This window comes from Neisseria perflava, assembly GCF_002863305.2.
GTDB classification, from domain to species: Bacteria; Pseudomonadota; Gammaproteobacteria; order Burkholderiales; family Neisseriaceae; genus Neisseria; species Neisseria perflava_A.
Window position 1 is genome coordinate 643,844 of the sequence record NZ_CP136962.1, and the last position, 22,099, is coordinate 665,942.

Genomic DNA, 22,099 nt, shown 5'->3' on the forward strand with positions numbered 1-22,099 from the left:
AAAAGTATAGTTTTATTTTTATTTTTCAGACGGCCTGTGTTTTTTGTATGCAACAGGCCGTCTGAAACTTTGAATAATCAATTAGTTGGTCAATGATGCAAAAACTTGGAAATAGTCGGGGAAAGTTTTATGCGTACATTTCGGGTCGTTGATGATGACAGGGACACCCAAAAGCGAAGCCAGCGAGAAACACATGGCCATGCGGTGGTCGTCGTAAGTATCGATGACGGCATCGGGGGTAAGTGTTTTGGGCGGCGTAATATGAATGGCCTCGGCTTCTTCAACGACTTCTGCACCCAGTTTGCGCAGTTCGGTTGCCATGGCGGCGATACGGTCAGTTTCTTTGACGCGCCATGAGCCGATATTACGCAGGGTGCAGGGCTGTTTGGTGGCCAGTGCGACGATAGCCAGAGTCATGGCCGCGTCTGGAATATGGTTGGCATCCAAATCAAAAGCCTGAATCTTGCGCTCGGCAGGGCGGGAAATTTCAACAAAATTTTCGCCCCAAATTACATCTGCGCCAATTTTCTCTAGTTCACGCGCAAAGGCAACGTCGCCTTGGATGCTGTGTGCGCCGATACCGGTTACGCGGATGGGTGTACCCGCAATCAGGCCTGCACCCAAGAAATAAGACGCGCTGGAGGCATCGCCTTCCACATATAAATGTTCGGGCGCATGATATTTGGCACCGGCCGGGATTTTAAATACACGGTAGTCTTCATTGATGATGTTCACACCGAACTGCGCCATCAGCTTGAGCGTGATGTCGATATAAGGTTTGGAAATCAACTCGCCTACCATGTGGATTTCAAATGCTTGTCCGGTCAGGGGCAAAGCCATCAGCAGGGCGGTCAGGAATTGGCTGGAAACATTACCTTTAATCGGAATAACGCGCTCGTCGTTGTCTTGGCGTTTGCTGATCTGAAGCGGAGGATAGTTTTCATTGCCCAGATATTGTACGTCCGCGCCTGCAATCCGCAGCGCATCCACCAAATCGCCGATGGGGCGTTCGTGCATACGCGGTACGCCATGCAGATGATAGTCGCCACCCAAAACGGCAAGCGCGGCAGTCAAAGGACGGAATGCCGTACCGGCGTTGCCTAAAAACAAATCGGCGGTTTGGTTGGGAAAGCGGCCGCCGGTGCCATGAACTTTCAGACGGCCTTCAGGTAAAGATTCAATTTGAACACCGAGTTTATCGAGTGCTTCAAGCATTCGGTCGGTATCGTCGGATTTGAGCAAAGAATGGATTTCGCAAACGTTGTCGGAGAGTGCCGCCAAGAGTAGCGTGCGGTTGCTGATGCTTTTGGAACCGGGCAGGGCAACGGTCGAAGGCTTGAGTGTAGAAGCGGGCAGGCGGATGGATTCGGTCATGGCTGGACTAAGCTCATTTGAGTTGTAAATTAGACCGATATTATACGCAGGCAAAGGCCGTCTGAAAAATGAAGAGGGTGCAATTTATTTGTGAAAAAATGAATTTTTATATCAGTACACGATTTTCTAATCGTTTATTTTGAAATTTTCTGCTTCAGTTTTATGTTTGCCACTATAACTTATTTTGTTGTGGCAGGCATATAACCAAACACCATAAGAAAATCAGAAACCATTCTTTCCTATTTTTTCAGACGGCCTTTAATATCGGCGGACAATCATTGATAAAGCAAGAGCACGACCATGAGACATTATCCTTTGTTTGCCGATTTGAGAGACCGCCCAGTTTTACTGGCAGGTGCGGGTAAGGTTGCCGAACGCAAGGCGGAAAGCCTGTTGTCTGCCGGAGCGCGCGTACGCGTTGTTGCGGAAACTCTGAATCCGCAGTTTCAGCAGTGGGTGACTGAAGGGAAAATAGTTTGGCTGGGCGGCTTGTTTGAAGAAGCCATGTTGGACGAGGTGTATTTCGTTATTGCGGCGACGGATAATGGCATGTTTAACCGCCGTGTTTTTGAAGTGGCGGAACGACGGGCGAAATTGTGCAATACGGTGGATACGGCGGATTTGTGTTCGTTTATTGTGCCTGCCGTGGTGGATAGGGGGTCGTTGAAGATAGCCATATCCAGCGCTGGGACTGCGCCTGTATTGGCACGGAAATGGCGGCAGATTATTGAAACATTGATTCCGTTGCATACGGGCACGATGGCGCGTATTGCAGGTAAATGGCGCGAAAAGGTTAAACAGACGATTCATCATGTCGAACGACGCCGTTATTTTTGGGAAAAGTTGTTCGACAGCCGTTTCAGTATTTTTGCGGCTCAAAACAATATCGAGGCGGCAGAACGCGAATTGATAACGCAGTTGAATCGGGAAACGCCGTTTGGAGGCGAAGTGGTTTTGGTGGGTGCAGGGCCGGGCGATCCGGGCTTGCTGACCATACATGCTTTGCAGGCGATACAGGCTGCGGATACGGTGTTTTACGATGCTTTGGTGTCGGATGAGATTTTGGCGATGGTGCGCAAAGATGCGGTGAAAATCAGCGTGGGTAAACGTGCCGGTGCGCACCATGTTCAGCAGGAAGAAACCAACCGTCTATTGGTTGAACACGCTCAAAAAGGCGAGCGTGTGGTAAGGTTGAAAGGCGGCGATCCTTTTGTGTTCGGTCGCGGCGGGGAGGAAGTGCAAACCCTGCATCAGGCCGGGATTGCCTACCGCATTGTGCCGGGTATTACTGCCGCGCTTGGAGCTACTGCTTATGCCGGTATTCCGTTAACCCATCGCGATTGTGCCCAAAGTGCTTTATTTGTAACTGGCCACAGCAAACATGAAGGCAGTCAGCCCGATTGGCAGACTTTGGCGTTAAGCCGTCAAACGCTGGTGATTTATATGGGTACACTTAAAGCGGCTGAAATTGCGGGAAAACTAATGGCTTATGGCAGGCAGCCTTCTACGCCCGTTGCCGTGATTTCTAATGGCACTTTACCCAATCAAACCGTGCGGACAGGCCGTCTGAAAGATTTGGGCTTGTTGGCTGCCGAAGCAGAGCGTCCGGCTTTAATGGTGATTGGCGAAGTGGTTGCCCTGCGCGATGAGATGAAATGGTTTGGAGAATTTGTCGAATGCTATGAAGAAGCGGCGTAAAGAGGATTGATCAAATAAGGCCGTCTGAATATTGGTTTTCAGACGGCCTTGCCTTATTTAAAAGCTTGGCAATATTGCTGATAACGTTCTGCCAGTCCATATAGGATGATTGCTGTCAGCCCCCAGATGTCGTAGTGCCGAAAAGGTAGGACGGGGAGGGCGAGGGTTTGATTGTTGTGATGAAGATGACGGTATGAGTAGTTTTGCAGGTTTAAGGCGAAATCCAAAGGCAGATAAAAAATTTCAGCTACTTCATCGGGGTTTGCTTTTGGGTTGACGGGCTGGACGCAAATTGCCGGAACAGGCGTAACACGGTAGTCGGAAGGCGTGTCATAAAAGGGTAGCGGCGCAAAAGTCTGCCATGCGGCAATCGGAATGGCGGTTTCTTCGTAAGCTTCTCTTAACGCCGTTGCCGTTAGGCTGTCGTCTTGGGTATCTTTGCGGCCGCCGGCAAAGGCGATTTGTCCGGTGTGTTGCCTTAAGGTCTCGGCCCTTTTGGTCAGTAAAATTTGCCACGCTCCTTCATGCAAGGCAATGCCGACCAAAACGGCTGCTTCTTTGACCGTTTGGGCGGTAACTAATTGATTGCGCTCTGTTTGCATACGGCTGCTGAAGCGTGAAGCTTGAGTTAGGAAGTGGATAAGGTGGTCGGTATTCATTTTTGGCACTGATCGTTTTATGCAGATGAGGATTACACAAGGTTTACGGTTACCGTGTCAACAAAATAGGGTGCGTGTGTTACAGTTATGCCTGAATGATAAATAAAGCTTTGCATCTGTTCTGCAAGTGCTTAGGCCGTCTGAAAATGCCGGCAGGTTCTCAAAAAGGATAGTTATGTTGTTTTCCCCATCCCGTATTCAAGTAGCAGCTGCGGCTGTCATGATGTTGTTCGCTGCACAAACTTTTGCCGCGCCCGGCGATTCAAAGGTTGTTTTTGAATCGGCTAAGATTATCAAAAAGAAAAGCCGTGCCGACCGTTTTTCTCCCGAAGAGCGTGAGCAGGAGCGGATACGTCTGTTGGGTATACAAAACCGCACCTCGCAGGTTTTCACTTTGTTAAATTCAGAACTGGCTCTGCAAAAGGGTGATGCCGCCTCTGCACTGTTTACTTATATTTTGACGTTGCATCGCACTAAATCTCCCGAAGTGGCCGAACGCGCTTTGGAGATGGCGGTTTCTTTAAACGCATTTGAACAGGCTGAGGCCATTTACCAAAAATGGCGCGAAATCGAGCCGGAGCCTGGTGAAACACAAAAGCGCATGACTTGGTTGCGCAATTTGCTGCTGGGCAAAGCCGATAAGAACTTGAGCGGATTGGACAAGGTGATTGCCGGCGGTAGTGAAGACGAGCAAAAGCGCGTGTTCCTGCTTTTGGCACAAACCGCAGCCCAACAGCCGAATCTGACCAGCGATGCGGTCAAGCAAGTACATAAAACAGCATTGAATTATAAAGACTTTCCAGAAGCGGCGATTGCGGATGCAATTTTTAGTGCAAAAGACGGTCAAAAGAAACACGCCATTGCGGCATTGCAGCGATTGGCCAAGTTGGACAACGAAATTCTGCCGCCGACTTTTGTTACCCTGCGTCTGATGGCGCAACGGCATCCTGATATTCTGGACGGCTTTTTCAAAGAGACAGACACCAAAACCTTATCTCCGATTTGGCAGGAATTGGATATCGCCAATTTGATCGCCCATGGCCAAAATGATAAGGCTTTTAAGCGTTTGCAGACTTTGTTGGAAGAAAATCCAAACCCTGATTTGTATATTCAGGCCGCCTTATTGTCCGCCAGCAAGACGGAAAATATTTCTGCGGTAAACAGTTATCTGGAAAAGGCTTATAAAGCCGGTACGGAAGAGCAGCGCAGCCGTGCAGCGTTGATTGGTGCGGTGTCTTATAATGATGTAGAAGAATTGGCCAAAGCCAAACAATGGCTGGATAAGGTAACGGCAACGGCTTATACGTTTGATAAAACCATTTTGGCCGCTTCTATCGAAGCCAAACAGGGCAACCATAAAGAGGCTTGGGCTTTGGTGCAACGCGCACAAAAAATGCCCGAGCAAAGAGGACGTTATTTTGAAGCTAAGGATTTGTTGAGTACGGCTTTGTTCGTATTGTCTAAAAATATCAATCTTCAAGAATCATTGAACGCTTTGAACAGCTTGGTAAATACCACCGAAAAATCCTTGAAAACCCAAGCTTCTCCAGAGCTGCTTGCCAATGTGCTGTATCAGCGTTCGATGGTTTATGAGAAGCTGAATCAGCCAGGCAAGGCGATTGCCGATTTGCGCCGTGTGGTAGAGCTGTATCCGGATAATCCGCATGGTTGGAATGCTTTGGGCTATACCTTGCTGTCCAGCGGCAAGGATTTGGAGGAGGCATTCAAAATGGTTCAGACGGCCTATCAAATGGAGCCGGAAAGCGCAGCCATTAATGATAGTGTAGGCTGGGCTTATTATCTTAAAGGCGATGCCCAAATGGCTTTGCCGTATATTCAATATGCCTATGAAAAAGAACCTGAAGCCGAAGTCGCCGCACATTTGGGCGAAGTCCTATGGACGCTTGGCGACCAAGATAAAGCCAAAGAAATCTGGAATGACGGCTTGAAACGTGGAAGCAATCTCCGAGTATTAAAAGAGACAATGTCCAAATTCGGTATAACGCCCAGCAAACCGCATACTCAAAAACACAAATAAAACCAAAAGGCCGTCTGAAAAGTGTTTGATTTCAGACGGCCTATGAAGGAATATCAATGAATTTAAAACAATTATCATCGGTTGCAGCCTTACTGCTTTTGGCTGCCTGTGCGCAGCCAAACTTACCTCAGCAAAACAGTTGGCAAGCAGCAGAGCAGGTACAGGATTTTAGCGCAGACGGTCGATTGGCTGTCAAAGTGGAAGGAAAAGGCTCTTATGCTAATTTCGACTGGACTTATCAGAATGCGGTTCAAACCATTGATGTGAATACACCATTGGGTAATACCGTAGGCCAGCTGTGTCAAGACAGTGAAGGTGTATTGGCAGTAGACAGTAAGGGTAAGGTTTATCAGGCGGAAACGGCTGAAGAATTGAGCAGACAGCTTTTAGGCTTTGCTTTGCCGGTTCAATATCTGCATATTTGGGCTGATGGTAAACGCGTTGCCAATGCGCCATACAAAATTCTGACTGATGGCCGTCTGGAGCAGTTTGACTGGACGATATCGCGTACTTTAAATAGTTCAGGACAGCCCAAAACGCTTCAACTTGAAAATGCCAAGTTTAATATCCGCTTGGTGTTTGACACGGTAAACCACTCTTTGGATAAGAATGGACAAACCCGATGCGCAGCACGCAAATAGAGGATGCCATGTCTGTTTCAGAGGAAATCCAAGCCTTTCCTGCGCCGGCTAAATTAAATTTGGATTTGAGGATTACCGGCCGCAGGAGCGATGGTTATCATAATTTGGAAAGTATTTTCTGTTTGATCGGCTTATATGATACCGTTCATCTGAAAATCCGTACTGATGGGCAGATTATTCTGCATACGCCGGTCGAAGGGCTTGAATCTGAGCAAGACTTGACTTATCGGGCGGCTAAATTATTACTGCCATATGCAAGCGTAGCGCACGGTGTCGAAATCTGGTTGGATAAAGTGATTCCAACCGGAGGCGGATTGGGCGGCGGAAGCTCTGATGCAGCCACGGTTTTAATGGTTTTAAACCAATGGTGGCAATGCGGTTTGAGTAGGCAGCAACTGATTGATTTAGGCGTAAGTCTTGGTGCAGATGTTCCTTTTTTTATTTTTGGCAGAAGTGCTTTTGCCAAAGGCGTGGGTGAGAAGCTGGCTGAAATAGATGTCCCTAAACAATGGTATGTTATCGTTAAGCCCCCCGTCCATGTGGCAACAGTTAAAATTTTTGCACATGAAGGCTTGACACGGGATTCCAAACCCAGCATAATGCCGACTTTCCAATCATTACAGCCGTTTCAAAATGATATGCAGGCGGTTGTGTTTCAGGAATATCCTGAAGTTTGGAAGGCTTATGTTGAGTTATCCCAATATGGTCATGCATTAATGACTGGTTCTGGGGCTTGTTTGTTCATAGCAAGTGAATCTCATCAAGAAGCACATACAATTTACCAACAGGTTTCTCAATCATATGAAGCTTATTGTGTGGAAGGATTAGATATTCATCCGCTATATCATATGATTTAGTAAGTTGGGGAGTCGTCAAGCGGTTAAGACACTGGATTTTGATTCCAGCATGCGAAGGTTCGAATCCTTCCTCCCCAGCCAAACCCTTTGTTGGGGAGTCGTCAAGCGGTTAAGACACTGGATTTTGATTCCAGCATGCGAAGGTTCGAATCCTTCCTCCCCAGCCAACACCCTTTATTGGGGAGTCGTCAAGCGGTTAAGACACTGGATTTTGATTCCAGCATGCGAAGGTTCGAATCCTTCCTCCCCAGCCAAATAAAAGCGTGTAAGTTTTCTTACACGCTTTTTTACGCTAAGAGCAAAATAACGCTGAAAAACTTTTTTTTACCCGTCTTTACGCGTATAATCACGTAATTAGTGTCTTAGACATGGGGCAGAGGGAAGCGTAATGTTTTCTGCGCGTAAATCAAATCTTGAATCAGGTGAAGATATGGCTGCTTATGACAGTTTAATGGTGTTTACCGGTAATGCAAATCCGGAATTGGCGCAACGTGTTGTCAAACATTTGGATATTTCACTCGGTGAAGCCACCGTTTCCAAATTCTCTGATGGCGAAGTAGCCATTGAATTGTTGGAAAATGTGCGTGGTCGCGATGTGTTTATTTTGCAACCTACCTGCGCGCCAACCAATGACAACCTGATGGAAATTTTGACTATGGCCGATGCACTCAAACGTGCTTCTGCCGGTCGTATTACTGCCGCGATTCCTTACTTTGGCTATGCGCGTCAAGATCGCCGTCCTCGCTCTGTTCGTGTACCGATTTCCGCTAAATTGGTAGCGAATATGTTGTACTCAGCCGGTATCGACCGCGTATTGACTGTTGACTTGCATGCCGACCAAATTCAAGGTTTCTTTGATATTCCGGTAGATAATATTTACGCTACCCCGATTTTGTTGAACGACATTAAACAGCAACGTATTGATAATTTGACCGTTGTCAGCCCTGATATCGGTGGTGTTGTACGTGCGCGCGCTGTTGCTAAATCTTTAAATGCTGATTTGGCCATTATCGATAAACGCCGTCCTAAAGCCAACGTGGCTGAAGTGATGAACATTATTGGCGATATTCAAGGTCGTACTTGCTTGATCGTAGATGATATGATCGATACGGCAAATACTTTGTGTAAAGCAGCTGTTGCCCTGAAAGAGCGCGGTGCAGATCGTGTACTGGCATACGCCAGCCATGCAGTATTCTCAGGCGAAGCAGTGAATCGAATTGCTTCTTCCGAAATTGACCAAGTAGTTGTGACAGATACGATTCCGTTGTCTGAAGCAGCTAAAAAATGTGAACGCATCCGTCAAGTTACCATTGCCGGTTTGCTGGCTGAAACGGTACGCCGTATCAGCAATGAAGAATCCGTCTCATATCTTTTCAATGAAGATGTGATGACTGGCGGCATGTTGCTGCCATAACCCGATGTCGTCTTAAGCTGGTCGCGGCCGATGACGACGATTTTATCTAAATTGGAGTATTAAACATGACTTACGAAATTCAAGCCTCTGTTCGCGAAGCCCAAGGCACTGGTGCGAGCCGCCGCCTGCGTCGCGAAGGCCAAATCCCTGGCATCCTGTACGGTGAAGGTCAAGAGCCTGTTGCTATCGCTGTAGACCACAAAACTGTATTCTACGCATTGGAAAAAGAATCTTTCCATACTGCTTTGATTAAACTGTCTTTGAACGGTGAAACTAAAGACGTTATCGTGCGTGACTTCCAAATGCACCCATTCCGTCGTGAAGTTCAACACATCGACTTCCAAGCTGTGAAAGCTGATCAACCTGTACGCATCCGTGTTCCTCTGCACATTGTTAACGCTGAAAACTCTCAAGCTGTTAAATTGCAAGGTGGTCGCGTATCTCTGTTGAACACTTCTATTGAAGTAGTTGCTTTGCCTGCAAACATTCCTGCTTTCTTGGAGCTGGATTGTGCATCAGTAGTTGCCGGCGACATTCTGCACTTGTCAGACATCAAATTGCCAGAAGGTGTTGAAAGCGTTTCTCTGAAACGTAACGAAAACCTGGCTGTTGCTACTGTTACCGGTAAAAAACGCTAATAGTTAGTTAATATAAGAAAACCGTATCAGATAAATCTGATACGGTTTTTGTTTGATGTAAGCGGCGATAAATTCAAATAATGGAGATAAATCCAAAGTATCTTATAAAGTTATTTGCTATAAAACTTGGGTATAGCGTAAAGTGATACGTTTTATAAGATTGAAGCAATTTCTTTGCGAAGCTTATTAAGAAAGCGTCCATGCCGTACCCATTGTGCAGCTGATTCATAATCCTGCTGTTCAAATGCTTGTTGTAAATCTTGATATAGGCTGCTTTGTACTTCTTGAATTTCTTGATCCAGTGCCCGGATGGCATCATGGTTTTGTTCCATTTGTGCATCCATCAATGTTTCCCGCCATTCCATTTGCTGCATGAGGAATTCTGGTGAAAACGAAGTGTGTTCAGGTGCATCAGCATCGATATTTTGGCTTTTCAAGAGATAAGCAGCCCGATCAATAGGACTTTTTAATGTGCGGTAGGCATCATTAATTGTAGAAGACATCATAACGGCTTGTTTCTGCTCAAAAGCTGAAGCAGAAGCAAATTTATCGGGATGAAATCGGGCAGCTAAAGCTCGATAGGTCTGTTCGAGTGCTTCGGTATCAATATTGAAAGATGGCTCAAGCTGGAAGAGGTTGAAGTATTGAGACATGATATTAAAGGAAAAAATCTAAAGAAGAGGATTATTTTACGATATAATCCGGAAAATGTTTATACGAAAGGAAAACAATATGACCGGTAAGGTACAACACAATAAAGGCAAAATACGAGACAATGCCTTAAAAGCCTTAGTCAAATCTGATTTGTTCCGACACAAAGTAGAACGAAAAAGAAAAGGCAAGGGTAGCTATAATAGACAAGAAGCCAAAAAATGGCAGGATGGTTTTGATACTTTCCTGCCATTTTTTATATTTTAAACGTGGAAGCTCTCACCGCAGCCGCAAGAGTCTTTGACATTCGGATTTTCAAATTTGAAACCTTCCTGCAAACCTTCTTTGGTGTAATCGACTTGTGTGCCGTCCAGATAAACTAAGCTTTTCGGGTCGATATAAATGCGCGCGCCGTGTTCTTCGAAAATCAGGTCGTCCTCGTTCGCTTCATCGACAAATTCAAGGTTGTATGCCATGCCTGAGCAGCCGCTGGTTTTCACACCCAAGCGCACGCCCAATCCTTTGCCGCGTTTGGTCAGGTAGTTATTGATGTATTTGGCTGCGTTTTCTGTGATGGTAATCATGCTTTTTTCCTCATTTCGCAATCATTTTCTGTTTTGCCTGTTTTTTTATTCCAGACGGCCTCTTGAACTATCAGGCCGTCTGAAAACGCTGTTTTGTCCACTCTATTGCGGCGGCAATGGCAGCTTTTGCCTGCAGACTGTTTTTCCAACAAGTCGAGCCGGTCAATTGTGCGCCCTGTTCCAAAATATCGTCTAAATCCGCAACCGCCAGAGTGGCAATATCATCCAATCCCATTTGCTGCAAACGCTGCAATATGGTTTTACCTATGCCTTTGACAGCAAGTAGGGATTGGATTTCTTCATCAGTAAAAGGCATATCGTCTTCTTTGATTTTGCAGGTACTGGCGCACTTATATGGCAAGTTGGACTTATCAAGCCGATTTAGGCATTAATATCCACAAACTAAGTATCTGGCAAACAAGATTATTTGTTTTCCTGACGTTTGCGATAGTCGGCAACAGCTGCCTTTACCGCATCCTCAGCCAAGATGGAGCAGTGGATTTTCACTGGGGGCAGTTCCAATTCTTCGGCGATTTCGCTGTTTTTGATTGCCAGCGCGTCATCCAGACTTTTGCCTTTGACCCACTCGGTAATCAAACTGGAAGAAGCAATGGCGGAGCCGCAGCCGTAAGTTTTGAATTTTGCATCTTCAATGATACCCTCATCGTTTACTTTGATTTGCAGACGCATTACGTCACCGCAGGCCGGTGCACCGACCATGCCGGTACCGACAGATTCGTCATTTTTGTCGAAAGTACCAACGTTGCGGGGATTTTCGTAGTGGTCGATTACTTTATCGCTGTATGCCATGATGTGGTTTCCTTTGTGTTTTTAGTGGTGTAAATGGTTTGTTTACAAATATTCAGACGGCCTGAAGTTTAGATTTTACACGCGCCGCCTTCGCAGCCGTCATCATTCTCTGAATCAACGCCGCCTTCTACGGTAACGCCGTCAAAATCTTCGAGTAGGTTGTCGAGATTGTCGAGGTCGAGATCTTGTTCGTCCATGGGTTTGTATCCTTAATTTGAAGGTTGTGGCTTTTAGGTCGTCTGAAAAGTTTTTAAGGTTTCAGACGTCCTTTTAATATCTAAGTTGATTGCCTATTACAGTTGTTTTATCAGCCATTTATAAAGGCACATTCTAAAATTGTTTGGGGTTTTCCGTTAACATTAATCGGTTTTAGTTTTGCTTGCAGGGTTTCGTATTCTTCTAAAATCAAACTGTATTTTCGAACAGGACGATATTTTCCTTTTAACACCTTGTATGCCTGTTCCAAAGGTACATCCAACAACAAACGGGTGTAGCTGTAACCTGCGGTTTCTAATTGGAATGTCTGGCTGATATGAACCACAGGCAAGCCATAGTAAGTACCGCTGAGTTTCAAACGGGTTTGATCAAGAATGAACTGTTCTCCATCTTCACTAAACTCCGCACGGTGCAAAGTCATCGGCGGGTGTGCAAGATCACGGTAAGCCTTTGGCAGCTGGACTCTATTGGGATGATTCAAACGCAAGTTTTGATATTTAGAGTCTTTATCGTTCCAGTTATCGCTTACATCACTAAATGGTTCCAACAGGTTTTCCAAATGTTTATCGAATTGGCAGCCATTTTCAAATGATTTGAATATAGTTGACCAATCAGGTTGTGTCTGTGCTGAAACCAGCGGGGCCGAGCATAGAATTAGACAAGAAAGTAAGTGGCGTATTTTATTTTTTATTATCGTCATTTTTAGTATTTTTCTTGATGAGGTCGTCTGAAAAGGTAAAGGCCTTGGGGATTTTTCAGACGACCTTTTCTCTTGATCAATGCGCCGCCCATTCAATCGAGTTCAAATCGATACCCTCTTTAAACATTTCCCACAGCGGGGACAGTTCGCGCAGTTTGCCGATTTTGGATTTAATCAGTTCTGCTGCGAATTGGACTTCTTCTTCGGTGGTCATGCGACCGAAGGTGATGCGCAGGGATGAATGTGCCAATTCGTCGTTGCGGCCGAGTGCGCGTAAAACGTAGCTTGGCTCAAGGCTTGCAGAAGTACAGGCGGAGCCGCTGGATACGGCGAGTTCTTTAACCGCCATAATCAGGCTTTCGCCTTCGACGAAGTTAAAGCTGACGTTTAGGTTGTTTGGAGCGCGGTGTTCGAGGTCGCCGTTGATATAGACTTCTTCAATGCCTTCGATACCTTTGAGGAAGATATCGCGCAGTTTTAAGTAGTGTGCAGTGTCTTGTGCCAATTCTTCTTTGGCGATGCGGAAGGCTTCGCCCATGCCGACGATTTGATGGGTCGGCAAGGTGCCGGAACGGAAACCGCGTTCGTGGCCGCCGCCGTGCATTTGGGCTTCGAGGCGGACGCGTGGTTTACGGCGTACATACAGGGCGCCGATGCCTTTAGGGCCGTATACTTTGTGGCCGGACATAGACAACAAATCAACTTTGGCAGCTTCAACGTCAACAGGCACTTTGCCGCAGGCTTGTGCTGCGTCAACGTGGAAAATGATTTTGCGTTCGCGACAGATTTCGCCGATGGCAGGAATATCTTGAACCACGCCGATTTCGTTGTTTACCCACATTACGGAAACAAGGATGGTGTCTTCGCGGATGGCGGCTTTCAGTACGTCTAAATCAACCAAACCGTTTTCTTGTACGTCCAGGTAAGTCACTTCGTAACCTTGGCGTTCGAGTTCGCGCATGGTATCGAGCACGGCTTTATGCTCGGTTTTTACGGTGATGAGGTGGTTGCCTTTAGATTTGTAGAAGTGCGCCGCGCCTTTAATGGCGAGGTTGTTGGATTCGGTTGCGCCGCTGGTGAAAACGATTTCTTTAGGGTCGGCATTAATCAGGGCAGCAATGTCTGCACGTGCTTTTTCGACTGCTTCTTCTGCTTCCCAACCGAAGCTGTGGCTGTTAGAGGCTGGGTTGCCGAAAATATCGGACAGGTAGGGAATCATTTTTTCGGCAACGCGGCGGTCAACGGGAGTGGTGGCGGCGTAGTCGAGGTATACGGGGGTTTTGACGGTCATGGTTTGCTCTTTCGTTTGGTCATCTGCGTGCGGTCTTTGCCGCAAGTCGGTTTAATGAATGTGTGTAAAGGTAACGACATGACTGCTGTCGCTGCAGTTTTTTTGTTCAATGATGCTTTGCAGCGTAACGCCGCTGAGGTAATCATTGATGGTTTTGTTTAAGTTTTCCCAAAGGTCATGGGTCAGGCAGGGGGCGCCGTGGTGGCAGTTTGCTTTGCTGCCGCATTGTGTGGCATCCAGTCGGTCTTCGGCTGCGGAGATGATTTGTGCAATATTGATTTGCTCGGCGGGTGCGGCAAGGATGTAGCCTCCGCCGGGGCCGCGTAGGCTTTCAACCAATCCGGCACGGCGCAGTTTGCTGAATAATTGTTCGAGGTAGGAAAGCGATATGCTTTGTCGTTCGCTGATGGCACTGAGTTTGACAGCACCGGTTTGCGCGTTCATCGCCAAATCTATCATGGCGGTTACTGCAAATCGCCCTTTGGTAGTCAGTCTCATGGTGTGGTTGCCTGTGTGGGCGTTTTTATTAGTGGAGGGAATTGTCTAATATCTGAGTGTTTCAGTCAAGTATGTGGTGGCTCGGTTTGATTGTTTGTTTAAATGGTGGCATGGGTTGATTTTTAAATCGGAAAATATTTTCTTTATTTTTCTGTAATTTGGACTTGAGGGCGTCTGAAAAAAGGCTATCAACCCTACAAATATCAGGGTTAAAATGTTTTGATTTAATATTGATACTGATATAGATTATCAAAATTATTCTTAAAATTTAGTTGTTTTGATGGAGTAAAATAATGAGGTGTTTGAAATGTTCAGACGGCCTTGACCATCCATCTTTACCTTAACAGAGGCAATCGACAATGAAATGTGATTTAAGCAAAATAACCTGTATCGAAGACTTGCGCCTTGTTGCCAAACGTAAAATGCCGCGTATGTTTTATGACTATATTGACTCAGGCTCTTGGACGGAAACTACTTATCGTGAAAACACTTCGGATTTTAAAGACATCCGTTTCCGCCAAAAGGTATTGGTTAATATGGAGGGACGCAGTCTCGAAACCAAAATGATTGGGCAGGATGTGAAAATGCCGGTGGCGATTGCGCCGACAGGTTTCACAGGTATGGCGCATGCTGATGGGGAAATCTTGGCGGCGCGGGCGGCGGAAAAATTTGGTATTCCGTTTACGCTGTCGACCATGTCTATTTGTTCGATTGAAGATGTGGCTGAAAACACCAGCTCGCCGTTTTGGTTTCAGCTTTATGTGATGCGCGACCGCGAGTTTATGGAAAACCTGATTAAGCGTGCGAAGGATGCTAAATGTTCGGCGTTGGTATTGACAGCCGATTTGCAGGTTTTGGGTCAGCGCCACAAAGACATTAAAAACGGTCTGTCTGCGCCGCCGAAACCGACCATCGCCAATTTGATCAATTTGGCGACTAAGCCCGAATGGTGCATGAAAATGCTGAACACGGAACGCCGCACCTTCCGCAATATTGTCGGTCATGCGAAAAACGTGGGTGATTTGTCTTCGCTGTCTTCATGGACTTCCGAACAATTCGACCCGCGCCTGAGTTGGGATGATGTGGCGCGCATTAAGGATTTGTGGGGTGGCAAGTTGATCATCAAAGGCATTATGGAACCCGAAGACGCGGAAAAGGCAGCGAAAAGCGGCGCGGACGCATTAGTCGTTTCCAATCATGGCGGTCGTCAGCTTGACGATACCGTGTCCGCCATTAAAGCTTTGCCTGATGTGGTCAGCGCAGTGGGCAGCGACATCGAGGTTTGGATGGACAGCGGCATTCGCAGCGGTCAGGATATTTTGAAGGCTTGGGCTTTGGGTGCGAAAGGTACGATGATAGGTCGTGCGTTCCTGTATGGTTTGGGTGCGTATGGTGAAGAAGGCGTAACCCGTGCGTTGGAAATCTTGTATAAAGAAATGGATATTTCCATGGCGTTTACCGGTCACCGCAATATTCAAGATGTGGATTCCAGCATTTTACGTTCTACGCGTTGGGCTCAAGATGAATTTTAATTTTTAAACATAAGAAAAGGCCGTCTGAAAAACTGTTTCAGACGGCCTTTTTATAGACGGCTATTTCTCGTTTTTGCGATACCATTCGATGAAGGCATCGGGTTTGACAAAGCCTAATAAGGCTTCGCTATGACTGCCGTCGGCGCGGACAACAAACACGCCCGGAGGGCCGAAGAGGCCGTATTCTTTCAGTAAGGCCTGATGGTCGGGAGTGTTGGCAGTTACGTCGATTTGGAAGAAGCGCTGCATATCGACCGCTTCGTGTACCTGCGGTTGGTTGAGCGTGTAGGCGGCCATTTCTTTGCAGGATACGCACCAGTCGGCGTAGAAATCAATCAGAACGGGCTTGCTAGGATCGGCTTTCAAGGCAGCATCCATAGCGGCTTTGAGTTCTCCGACATCGGTAAACATTTTGCCGTGGTCGGTTTCTTGTCCGGCTTCGGATGGCGGAACCAGCGTTAAGAAGTGGTGCAGGGCGGTGGTTTGTTTATTGAAGCTTTGCCAGCCAAACCATGAGCCGCCAATCAGCAGTAAAAAGCCCAATACGGCGGCAACTGTTTTCAGACGGCCTTTTTGTTTGCCGGATTTCGCCAAAAGCATAAGGGCGGGAACAATCATCAGCAAGGTGTAGAGGCCGACTACTGCGAAATAAGGCAGATGCGGTGTGGCAAGGTATACGGCAACGGCCAGCAGAATGAAGCCGAATGCGTATTTGATGCCGTTCATCCAGTCGCCTGCTTTAGGCAGGATATGGCCGCCGAATGTACCGATGATGATGAGCGGTACACCGGTGCCGAGTGCTAAGACATAAAGCGCAAGGCCGCCCAATACGGCATCGCCTGTCTGGCCGATATAGCCCAAAGCAAATGCCAGCGGAGGCGCAACGCAAGGGCCGACAATCAGGGCGGATAAAATACCCATGATGAAGACGGAAATGATTTTGCCGCCGGAGAGTTTGTTGCTTTGGTTTTGGAAATAGGATTGGACAGAGTTTGGCAGCTGGATATTGAAGAGGCCGAACATAGACAGCGCCAGTATCACCATCAACGCGGCGGCGGCAAGTACGACCCAAGGCTGTTGCAGCCATACAGTTAACAGCGCACCGGTCAAACCGGCAATCACGCCGACCAAGGTATAGGTCAATGCCAAGCCTTGTACATACACCATAGACAAGGTAAACGCGCGGCCTTTGCCGGCTTTTTTATCACCCACGACAATGCTGGAAACAATCGGCAGGAGCGGATACATACAGGCGGTAAAGCTTAAGCCCAAACCTGCGACAAAAAACGCCAACAGGTTGGCGTTTAAAGTATCCCAAGAGAGCTTGAAGCGGCTGCTGTCGGGATTGTTTGTAGCGGGCTGCGTGGGCATTTGGCCGTCTGAAGAGGCAGATGGTTGTAAAAAGCGGTCTTTGGCAGAAACCGGCTCATCGCTTTGCGGTTGGTAAACTCCGTTGCCTTTTACGTCAAACTCGGTGTCCACCGGCGGATAACACACACCCACTTCGGCACAGCCTTGATAAGTCAGTGTCAGTTTGTATTGCGGTACGGCTTGTTTGTAAGGCAGGTTAACCTGTGCGGTATGGTGGTAAACCGTTTGTTTGCCGAAGAATTCGTCTTCTTTTTCTTCGCCTTTGCTGAATTTGGGTTCGGCCAAGACTTTGTCAGGATTGGTCGCTGCAACGATTTTGGACTGGTACATATAGTAGCCGTCAGCGATTTTGAACTGCACGCTGATGCCTTGATCGGTTACATTGACTTGAGGCACAAAGGCTTGCTCGGGTGGCAGCAAATCATTGGCATCTACTGCGAATGCGAAGCTGCTCAAGCCTAAAAATGCAATGAGGAAATAAAGGAATTTTTTCATAATATCCACGGATATGCCGTTGAGAAACCGTCATTATAAATGATGGGGAAAACAATCGGCTTAATTTATGTTAAATATTGCGAGAGAAATCTAATGCTTTTGAATTATATCGAAATAGGGTTGCCCATATATGACCGATAGTCTCATGTTATCGTTCAATCTATGCCAAAGGCCGTCTGAAATGTTCAGACGGCCTTTGTTTCTATTCGGCTCGGCTTTTAAGGATAAGCGATATAAGCGTAAGCGGAATGGTTGTGTATCGATTCGAAGTTTTCGCTTTCGACGACGAATGATTCGATGCGTTTGTCTGCAATCAGCGCAGTGGCCACATCACGAACCATGTCTTCGACAAACTTCGGATTTTCGTATGCTTTCTCCGTTACATACTTCTCGTCAGGGCGTTTGAGCAAACCGTAGAGCTGGCAGCTTGCTTGTGCTTCGACGTAATCGATGATTTCTTCGATGGCTACATCCGCGTTTGCAATCAGGCTGACCGTCACATGCGAACGTTGGTTGTGCGCGCCGTATTGGGAAATTTCTTTGGAACACGGACACAATGAAGTAACCGGAACCATCACTTTCAGATTGTGGCTGTATGTACCGTTTTTGATTTCGCCGGTCAGGGTGACATCATAGTCGAGCAGCGATTGGATGTCGGAGACAGGCGCACTTTTCTTGCGGAAAAACGGGAAGGAAACGCTGATTTTTCCAGAATGCGAATCCAACAGGGCAACCATATCGGCGGTCAGTTTGTGCAGCGTATCGAAATCCAAAGCATCGGTTTGTTTTTCCATCAGGGCGACAAAGCGCGACATATGCGTGCCTTTTTGGTCGGCAGGCAGGAAAACCGTCATGGTCAGGCGGGCGACGGTGGATTGTTCGCCTTCTTTGCTTTTGAGGGAGATTGGAAAGCGCAGGTCTTTGATGCCGACCTGATTAATCGGCAGGTTGCGTAAATCGCGGCTGGATTGCACGTCTGCAATGGCGTTCATGCGTGGTATGTCCTTCATGATAGGATTGTTGAGATGCGTGTGGAGGGAGTCGGCTCGTGTCGGCCGATTTGCAAATGCGAGATTATATCACTTGCTTTATCCGCCTGCATTGATTGTTTCTATTTTTCAGATAGTGATAAAATCTTCAATTATTCACATCTATATAGGCAGAGACCCAATGAAATTCGCCACGAAAGCCATCCATTCCAGCTACGATTGCGACGAACACAACCGTGCGCTGATGCCGCCGATTTATCAAAACAGTATGTTCGCGTTGCACGAGATTGGCGAAAATGTGCCTTACCGCTACTCGCGCCTGAGCAACCCGACCCGACAGGTCTTGGAAGATACCGTTGCCGATTTGGAGCACGGTGTGGCCGGCTTTGCGTTTTCCAGCGGTATGGCGGGGATTGATGCCGTATGGCGTACTTTCCTGCGCCCGGGCGATACCATTGTCGCAGTCGCCGATATTTACGGCGGCGCTTATGATTTATTGGTCGATGTTTATCAAAAATGGGGTGTGAACGTTGTTTTTGCCGATTTGGGCAATCCGGATAATCTGGACGAGCTGCTTAAAGCGCACAATGTCAAACTGGTTTGGCTGGAAACGCCGTCCAATCCGCTTTTGCGCTTGGTGGACATCAAAGCGCTTGCCGCGAAAGCCAAAGCAGCCGGTGCGCTGGTCGGCATCGACAACACCTTTGCCACGCCGTATCTGCAACAGCCGTTGGATATGGGCTGTGATTTTGTGTTCCATTCCGCTACCAAATATTTGTGCGGCCATTCGGACGTACTGATGGGCGTAGTCGTTGCCAAAACCAAAGAGCTGGCGCAGCCTTTGCACGACATGATGGTGCATACCGGCGCGATTGCAGGTCCGATGGATTGTTGGCTGGTGTTGCGCGGTATTAAAACACTGGCTCTACGCATGAACGCCCATTGCCAAAACGCACTCGAAATCGCGCGCCGTTTGGAAGCCCATCCTGCCATTGAAAAAGTGTTCTATCCCGGCCTGCCGTCTCACGAACATTACGAACTCGCCCAAGCACAAATGCCCAAAGGCATCGGTGGCGTGGTTACGGTTTACCTCAAAAACGACACGCGTGAAGCGGCCAATAGTGTGATTAAAAACATGAAACTGGTCAAAATGGCTTCTAGCCTTGGCGGAGTGGAAAGTTTGGTCAACCATTGCTATTCCCAATCCCACAGCGGCGTGCCGCATGATGTGAAAATGGAAATGGGCATCAAAGTCGGCCTGCTGCGTTTCTCTGTCGGTATCGAAGATGTGGACGATATTTGGAACGATATTTCCAAAGCATTGGATACGACTTTGTAAATAAGGCTTAAAGGCCGTCTGAAGGTGGATAGTTTTTCAGACGGCCTTTAAATTATGGTGATTAAGATGAATATCCCTGAAAAATTTATTCGTCCATTCCCCTCTCCGGAAGAAGTTTTTTCTGAAGAGATAGAGCGACACGCGAAACATTTTTTACCCATTTGTTCGCTTAATCTTCAATTTATACGTCCTGATAGTGAAGAGTTTTGGATACATTTCGTCCAGCCTGCGGAAATTCATTCGGGTTGCGTAGGTGAGCATACATCGGCATTTCATGACCGCTATAATTTTGAGGACAGTATTTGTTTTGATGTCGATGAGAACGGTAAATATCGATTTAATGGCGATTGGCATTTTTTTATTTTGGAAAACAAGGAAATGCCGTCTGAAATTAAAACCAGAATAATGGAACAGGCGCAAAAGATTGCGGAAAAACAGGGTATGAGTTTTGATCAGGCAGCTTGGTATAAAACGCCGCATATTTATCGGCAGGATACGCAGGAAGAATTAGAAAACGTATATAGAATCAATCATCTTTGTTTTAATGCCATCAAAAATTTGTATCTGAAATATGGAAAATTCCTTCAGGGATATGTACCCATTGAGCTGGACAGTAAATATACTTTGGAAGAATTGGTTGCATTGAAGGAAGCTGCAGATTCACAATGTCAGGATGACGGGTTGGATAGAGATTTGATTGAGGATGCCGGCGGATTATCAGAGGGTATGTTGGAAGAAGGTTTTAACCATATTGATGGAATGTTCCAAGAAGAGTACGGTAATTTAGTGGATACACCCAAACGAGATGATGGAAAAGTTTTTTCTTATGTCGGCTATTTGAGCGGATATAAATTTCAGGAATATGGTTGCGATGAGTTGTACCTATTTTTTGATGCGGATAGTAAAAAAGCCGTTGTCCGTTTGGTGTACAGTTAGACGATAAAGAAGATTTCTAAAAAAGGATGAGTCATGAAAACCCTTATTTCAGCAATGATTGGTGCATTTGTATTGGTTGCTTGTTCTACGCCTGCCGATAAGCCTTTATCAAGTCAGCCACATATTTCTTCTAGCAAATCATCTGAATCAAAGCAAATGAAAATGCCTACTTTAGCCGCTAAATGGCGTGTTGTCGCTTTCAATAAATTCACTGAAAAAGAATTGGCAGATAAAAACGCCTATTTGGATTTCAGCAAAATGCCTAAGGCTTATGGCAATATGGGTTGCAACGGTATGATGTTTCAAGCGAATGTAATCGGAGCGGACAAAATTGATTTTGGCCATATTGCGGTAAGTATGATGCTGTGTGAAGACATGAAGCTGGAAGATGCGTTTTTGCGTAAACAAAGCGTGTGGAACTATCGTTTTGATGGTAACGATTTGATTTTGGAACAAAAAGGCATCAATATCCGTTTGCGCCGTGAATAATCTTAAAGGCCGTCTGAAAATAAATATTTCAGACGGCCTTTTGAATCTTTATAATAAGCCCTATTTGAAACTGATACCGAATATCAAGGAAACCTATTATGGCAGCTTCTCCAGAAGCCAAGTTTACAGAAGAAAAAGTCTTGTGGATCAAACACTATACGCCCAAGCTGATGACTTTTGCCATCAGCCGCCCTGAGTCCTACCGTTTTTCGGCAGGGCAGTTTTCGCGCCTTGGTTTCCGTGACGGCGAGGGCTTTATTTGGCGCGCGTATTCTGTCGTGTCTGCCGAATACGCCGATACGCTTGAGTATTTCGCAGTATTAATCGAAGGCGGCCCGATGTCGGCGCGTTTTGCTGCGATGAAAGAGGGCGATACTATTTTGCTGGATAAAACGGCTACCGGTTTCCTCTTGCCCGAGCGTTTCCCCGACGGCAAAGATTTGGTTATGCTCTGCACGGGTTCAGGCATTGCGCCTTTCCTCTCTATTATTGAGCAGCCTGAAATTTGGCAGCGTTTCGACCGTTTGGTTTTGGCGCATTCCGTCTCTTACGCCGACGAGTTGATTTTCAACCAGCGCCTTGCCGATTTGAAAGAGCATCCGCTGATTGAAGAATATTTCCATAAATTCACTTTTGTTCCGGTCACCACGCGTGAGGAAACGGAAGGCGCATTGAGTGGCAAACGGATTCCCGAATTGCTGAAGAATGGCGGCTTGGAAGAAAAAGTCGGCTTCAAGTTCACCAAGGCCGATACGCGCTTTATGGTCTGTGGCAATCCGGCAATGGTCAAAGACACTTTCCAAGCCTTGATGGATTTGGGCTACGCTATGCACCGCAACCGCATCCCCGGCGAAATCATGATGGAAAATGGTTTTTAAC

Annotated in this window: 23 protein-coding genes, 3 tRNA genes and 1 pseudogene; 15 read left to right on the forward strand and 12 right to left on the reverse strand. The window is 46.8% G+C overall.

Annotation, left to right across the window (positions count from 1 at the left end; genetic code table 11):
- Positions 1 to 81 precede the first annotated feature (81 nt).
- A complete protein-coding gene (gene aroA / locus CYJ98_RS02875) occupies positions 82 to 1,374 on the reverse strand; it encodes a 3-phosphoshikimate 1-carboxyvinyltransferase (RefSeq protein WP_101755209.1) in 1,293 nt (430 codons plus the stop codon).
- Between the two features lie 300 nt (positions 1,375 to 1,674).
- On the opposite strand from aroA, the gene cysG reads away from it, so the two are divergent.
- Positions 1,675 to 3,072 (forward strand): siroheme synthase CysG, encoded by a 1,398-nt coding sequence (gene cysG / locus CYJ98_RS02880; RefSeq protein ID WP_101755210.1) that lies wholly within the window; start codon positions 1,675 to 1,677, stop codon positions 3,070 to 3,072.
- 53 nt (positions 3,073 to 3,125) lie between these two features.
- On the opposite strand, the gene CYJ98_RS02885 is transcribed toward cysG, so the two are convergent.
- The gene (locus CYJ98_RS02885; RefSeq protein WP_101755211.1) at positions 3,126 to 3,731 is read right to left on the reverse strand and encodes a CoA pyrophosphatase; all 606 of its coding nucleotides are present in this window, start codon (positions 3,729 to 3,731) and stop codon (positions 3,126 to 3,128) included.
- A 175-nt stretch (positions 3,732 to 3,906) separates the two neighbouring features.
- On the opposite strand from CYJ98_RS02885, the gene CYJ98_RS02890 reads away from it, so the two are divergent.
- The 8 genes from CYJ98_RS02890 (at position 3,907) to CYJ98_RS02925 (ending at position 9,319) form a co-directional block, all read left to right on the forward strand.
- A complete protein-coding gene (locus tag CYJ98_RS02890) occupies positions 3,907 to 5,769 on the forward strand; it encodes a tetratricopeptide repeat protein (protein ID WP_101755212.1) in 1,863 nt (620 codons plus the stop codon).
- Positions 5,770 to 5,825: 56 nt separating this feature from the next.
- Entirely contained in the window at positions 5,826 to 6,410 is a 585-nt protein-coding gene (gene lolB, locus CYJ98_RS02895; RefSeq protein WP_101755213.1) for a lipoprotein insertase outer membrane protein LolB, read from the forward strand.
- 8 nt (positions 6,411 to 6,418) lie between these two features.
- Positions 6,419 to 7,267 (forward strand): 4-(cytidine 5'-diphospho)-2-C-methyl-D-erythritol kinase, encoded by an 849-nt coding sequence (gene ispE / locus CYJ98_RS02900; RefSeq protein WP_101755246.1) that lies wholly within the window; start codon positions 6,419 to 6,421, stop codon positions 7,265 to 7,267.
- Positions 7,268 to 7,272: 5 nt separating this feature from the next.
- Positions 7,273 to 7,348: transfer RNA gene (locus tag CYJ98_RS02905), tRNA-Gln, on the forward strand.
- 10 nt (positions 7,349 to 7,358) lie between these two features.
- Positions 7,359 to 7,434: transfer RNA gene (locus CYJ98_RS02910), tRNA-Gln, on the forward strand.
- Positions 7,435 to 7,445: 11 nt separating this feature from the next.
- Positions 7,446 to 7,521 (forward strand) — tRNA-Gln (locus CYJ98_RS02915).
- A gap of 176 nt (positions 7,522 to 7,697) precedes the next feature.
- Positions 7,698 to 8,681, forward strand: a complete 984-nt coding sequence (locus tag CYJ98_RS02920) for a ribose-phosphate pyrophosphokinase (protein ID WP_101755247.1) — start codon at positions 7,698 to 7,700, stop codon at positions 8,679 to 8,681.
- 65 nt (positions 8,682 to 8,746) lie between these two features.
- Positions 8,747 to 9,319 carry a 50S ribosomal protein L25/general stress protein Ctc gene (locus CYJ98_RS02925; protein ID WP_101755214.1) on the forward strand — a complete coding sequence of 191 codons (573 nt, stop codon included), beginning with the start codon at positions 8,747 to 8,749 and terminating at the stop codon, positions 9,317 to 9,319.
- 152 nt (positions 9,320 to 9,471) lie between these two features.
- Here the strand turns inward: CYJ98_RS02925 and hscB are convergent, their stop codons facing one another.
- Complete coding sequence (gene hscB, locus CYJ98_RS02930) at positions 9,472 to 9,972, reverse strand: Fe-S protein assembly co-chaperone HscB (protein WP_101755215.1); 501 nt, start codon at positions 9,970 to 9,972, stop codon at positions 9,472 to 9,474.
- 79 nt (positions 9,973 to 10,051) lie between these two features.
- Between hscB and CYJ98_RS02935 the strand changes: the two are divergent.
- Positions 10,052 to 10,274, forward strand: a pseudogene (locus CYJ98_RS02935) (alternative ribosome-rescue factor A).
- Here CYJ98_RS02935 and iscA read toward each other — a convergent pair.
- The 7 genes from iscA to iscR all read right to left on the reverse strand — a co-directional run bounded on the left by iscA (position 10,234) and on the right by iscR (position 14,069).
- Positions 10,234 to 10,554 carry an iron-sulfur cluster assembly protein IscA gene (gene iscA, locus CYJ98_RS02940; RefSeq protein WP_003680782.1) on the reverse strand — a complete coding sequence of 107 codons (321 nt, stop codon included), beginning with the start codon at positions 10,552 to 10,554 and terminating at the stop codon, positions 10,234 to 10,236. The pseudogene CYJ98_RS02935 and the gene iscA overlap by 41 nt on opposite strands.
- A 70-nt stretch (positions 10,555 to 10,624) precedes the next feature.
- Entirely contained in the window at positions 10,625 to 10,870 is a 246-nt protein-coding gene (locus CYJ98_RS02945; protein ID WP_101755217.1) for a recombinase RecA, read from the reverse strand.
- 107 nt (positions 10,871 to 10,977) lie between these two features.
- The gene (gene iscU / locus CYJ98_RS02950; RefSeq protein ID WP_003674559.1) at positions 10,978 to 11,364 is read right to left on the reverse strand and encodes a Fe-S cluster assembly scaffold IscU; all 387 of its coding nucleotides are present in this window, start codon (positions 11,362 to 11,364) and stop codon (positions 10,978 to 10,980) included.
- A 68-nt stretch (positions 11,365 to 11,432) separates the two neighbouring features.
- Positions 11,433 to 11,561 carry a hypothetical protein gene (locus CYJ98_RS02955; protein ID WP_016687545.1) on the reverse strand — a complete coding sequence of 43 codons (129 nt, stop codon included), beginning with the start codon at positions 11,559 to 11,561 and terminating at the stop codon, positions 11,433 to 11,435.
- A 110-nt stretch (positions 11,562 to 11,671) separates the two neighbouring features.
- Positions 11,672 to 12,280 carry a hypothetical protein gene (locus CYJ98_RS02960; protein WP_101755218.1) on the reverse strand — a complete coding sequence of 203 codons (609 nt, stop codon included), beginning with the start codon at positions 12,278 to 12,280 and terminating at the stop codon, positions 11,672 to 11,674.
- Positions 12,281 to 12,356: 76 nt separating this feature from the next.
- Positions 12,357 to 13,571 (reverse strand): IscS subfamily cysteine desulfurase, encoded by a 1,215-nt coding sequence (locus CYJ98_RS02965; RefSeq protein WP_101755219.1) that lies wholly within the window; start codon positions 13,569 to 13,571, stop codon positions 12,357 to 12,359.
- Between the two features lie 51 nt (positions 13,572 to 13,622).
- Positions 13,623 to 14,069: a Fe-S cluster assembly transcriptional regulator IscR gene (gene iscR / locus CYJ98_RS02970; RefSeq protein WP_003746476.1), complete on the reverse strand. Its 447-nt coding sequence runs from the start codon at positions 14,067 to 14,069 to the stop codon at positions 13,623 to 13,625.
- 359 nt (positions 14,070 to 14,428) lie between these two features.
- Between iscR and CYJ98_RS02975 the strand changes: the two genes are divergently transcribed.
- A complete protein-coding gene (locus tag CYJ98_RS02975; RefSeq protein ID WP_070608875.1) occupies positions 14,429 to 15,601 on the forward strand; it encodes an alpha-hydroxy acid oxidase in 1,173 nt (390 codons plus the stop codon).
- Positions 15,602 to 15,661: 60 nt separating this feature from the next.
- Here CYJ98_RS02975 and dsbD read toward each other — a convergent pair whose 3' ends face one another.
- Both dsbD and folE2 read right to left on the reverse strand, forming a co-directional pair.
- A complete protein-coding gene (gene dsbD / locus CYJ98_RS02980; RefSeq protein WP_101755220.1) occupies positions 15,662 to 17,467 on the reverse strand; it encodes a protein-disulfide reductase DsbD in 1,806 nt (601 codons plus the stop codon).
- A gap of 218 nt (positions 17,468 to 17,685) precedes the next feature.
- Entirely contained in the window at positions 17,686 to 18,459 is a 774-nt protein-coding gene (gene folE2, locus CYJ98_RS02985; RefSeq protein ID WP_101755221.1) for a GTP cyclohydrolase FolE2, read from the reverse strand.
- Between the two features lie 178 nt (positions 18,460 to 18,637).
- Between folE2 and CYJ98_RS02990 the strand changes: the two genes are divergently transcribed.
- The 4 genes from CYJ98_RS02990 (at position 18,638) to CYJ98_RS03005 (ending at position 22,098) form a co-directional block, all read left to right on the forward strand.
- A complete protein-coding gene (locus tag CYJ98_RS02990) occupies positions 18,638 to 19,795 on the forward strand; it encodes a trans-sulfuration enzyme family protein (RefSeq protein WP_039862178.1) in 1,158 nt (385 codons plus the stop codon).
- A gap of 66 nt (positions 19,796 to 19,861) precedes the next feature.
- Complete coding sequence (locus CYJ98_RS02995) at positions 19,862 to 20,731, forward strand: hypothetical protein (RefSeq protein WP_141744538.1); 870 nt, start codon at positions 19,862 to 19,864, stop codon at positions 20,729 to 20,731.
- A 33-nt stretch (positions 20,732 to 20,764) separates the two neighbouring features.
- Complete coding sequence (locus tag CYJ98_RS03000; RefSeq protein ID WP_039862177.1) at positions 20,765 to 21,220, forward strand: META domain-containing protein; 456 nt, start codon at positions 20,765 to 20,767, stop codon at positions 21,218 to 21,220.
- Between the two features lie 98 nt (positions 21,221 to 21,318).
- Positions 21,319 to 22,098 (forward strand): ferredoxin--NADP reductase, encoded by a 780-nt coding sequence (locus CYJ98_RS03005; RefSeq protein WP_004519886.1) that lies wholly within the window; start codon positions 21,319 to 21,321, stop codon positions 22,096 to 22,098.
- Position 22,099: the final 1 nt, after the last annotated feature.

Bases quoted from the DNA above. Each gene is read 5' to 3' on its own strand.
- folE2 (WP_101755221.1), bottom strand. From the start codon at position 18,459: ATGAACGCCATTGCAGACGTGCAATCCAGCCGCGATTTACGCAACCTG.
- CYJ98_RS03000 (WP_039862177.1), top strand. From the start codon at position 20,765: ATGAAAACCCTTATTTCAGCAATGATTGGTGCATTTGTATTGGTTGCT.
- aroA (WP_101755209.1), bottom strand. From the start codon at position 1,374: ATGACCGAATCCATCCGCCTGCCCGCTTCTACACTCAAGCCTTCGACC.
- iscU (WP_003674559.1), bottom strand. From the start codon at position 11,364: ATGGCATACAGCGATAAAGTAATCGACCACTACGAAAATCCCCGCAAC.
- CYJ98_RS02995 (WP_141744538.1), top strand. From the start codon at position 19,862: ATGAATATCCCTGAAAAATTTATTCGTCCATTCCCCTCTCCGGAAGAA.
- CYJ98_RS03005 (WP_004519886.1), top strand. From the start codon at position 21,319: ATGGCAGCTTCTCCAGAAGCCAAGTTTACAGAAGAAAAAGTCTTGTGG.
- iscR (WP_003746476.1), bottom strand. From the start codon at position 14,069: ATGAGACTGACTACCAAAGGGCGATTTGCAGTAACCGCCATGATAGAT.
- CYJ98_RS02920 (WP_101755247.1), top strand. From the start codon at position 7,698: ATGGCTGCTTATGACAGTTTAATGGTGTTTACCGGTAATGCAAATCCG.
- ispE (WP_101755246.1), top strand. From the start codon at position 6,419: ATGTCTGTTTCAGAGGAAATCCAAGCCTTTCCTGCGCCGGCTAAATTA.
- CYJ98_RS02975 (WP_070608875.1), top strand. From the start codon at position 14,429: ATGAAATGTGATTTAAGCAAAATAACCTGTATCGAAGACTTGCGCCTT.
- CYJ98_RS02960 (WP_101755218.1), bottom strand. From the start codon at position 12,280: ATGACGATAATAAAAAATAAAATACGCCACTTACTTTCTTGTCTAATT.
- CYJ98_RS02990 (WP_039862178.1), top strand. From the start codon at position 18,638: ATGAAATTCGCCACGAAAGCCATCCATTCCAGCTACGATTGCGACGAA.
- CYJ98_RS02885 (WP_101755211.1), bottom strand. From the start codon at position 3,731: ATGAATACCGACCACCTTATCCACTTCCTAACTCAAGCTTCACGCTTC.
- hscB (WP_101755215.1), bottom strand. From the start codon at position 9,972: ATGTCTCAATACTTCAACCTCTTCCAGCTTGAGCCATCTTTCAATATT.
- CYJ98_RS02945 (WP_101755217.1), bottom strand. From the start codon at position 10,870: ATGCCTTTTACTGATGAAGAAATCCAATCCCTACTTGCTGTCAAAGGC.
- CYJ98_RS02925 (WP_101755214.1), top strand. From the start codon at position 8,747: ATGACTTACGAAATTCAAGCCTCTGTTCGCGAAGCCCAAGGCACTGGT.
- dsbD (WP_101755220.1), bottom strand. From the start codon at position 17,467: ATGAAAAAATTCCTTTATTTCCTCATTGCATTTTTAGGCTTGAGCAGC.
- iscA (WP_003680782.1), bottom strand. From the start codon at position 10,554: ATGATTACCATCACAGAAAACGCAGCCAAATACATCAATAACTACCTG.
- cysG (WP_101755210.1), top strand. From the start codon at position 1,675: ATGAGACATTATCCTTTGTTTGCCGATTTGAGAGACCGCCCAGTTTTA.
- CYJ98_RS02955 (WP_016687545.1), bottom strand. From the start codon at position 11,561: ATGGACGAACAAGATCTCGACCTCGACAATCTCGACAACCTACTCGAA.
- CYJ98_RS02965 (WP_101755219.1), bottom strand. From the start codon at position 13,571: ATGACCGTCAAAACCCCCGTATACCTCGACTACGCCGCCACCACTCCC.
- lolB (WP_101755213.1), top strand. From the start codon at position 5,826: ATGAATTTAAAACAATTATCATCGGTTGCAGCCTTACTGCTTTTGGCT.
- CYJ98_RS02890 (WP_101755212.1), top strand. From the start codon at position 3,907: ATGTTGTTTTCCCCATCCCGTATTCAAGTAGCAGCTGCGGCTGTCATG.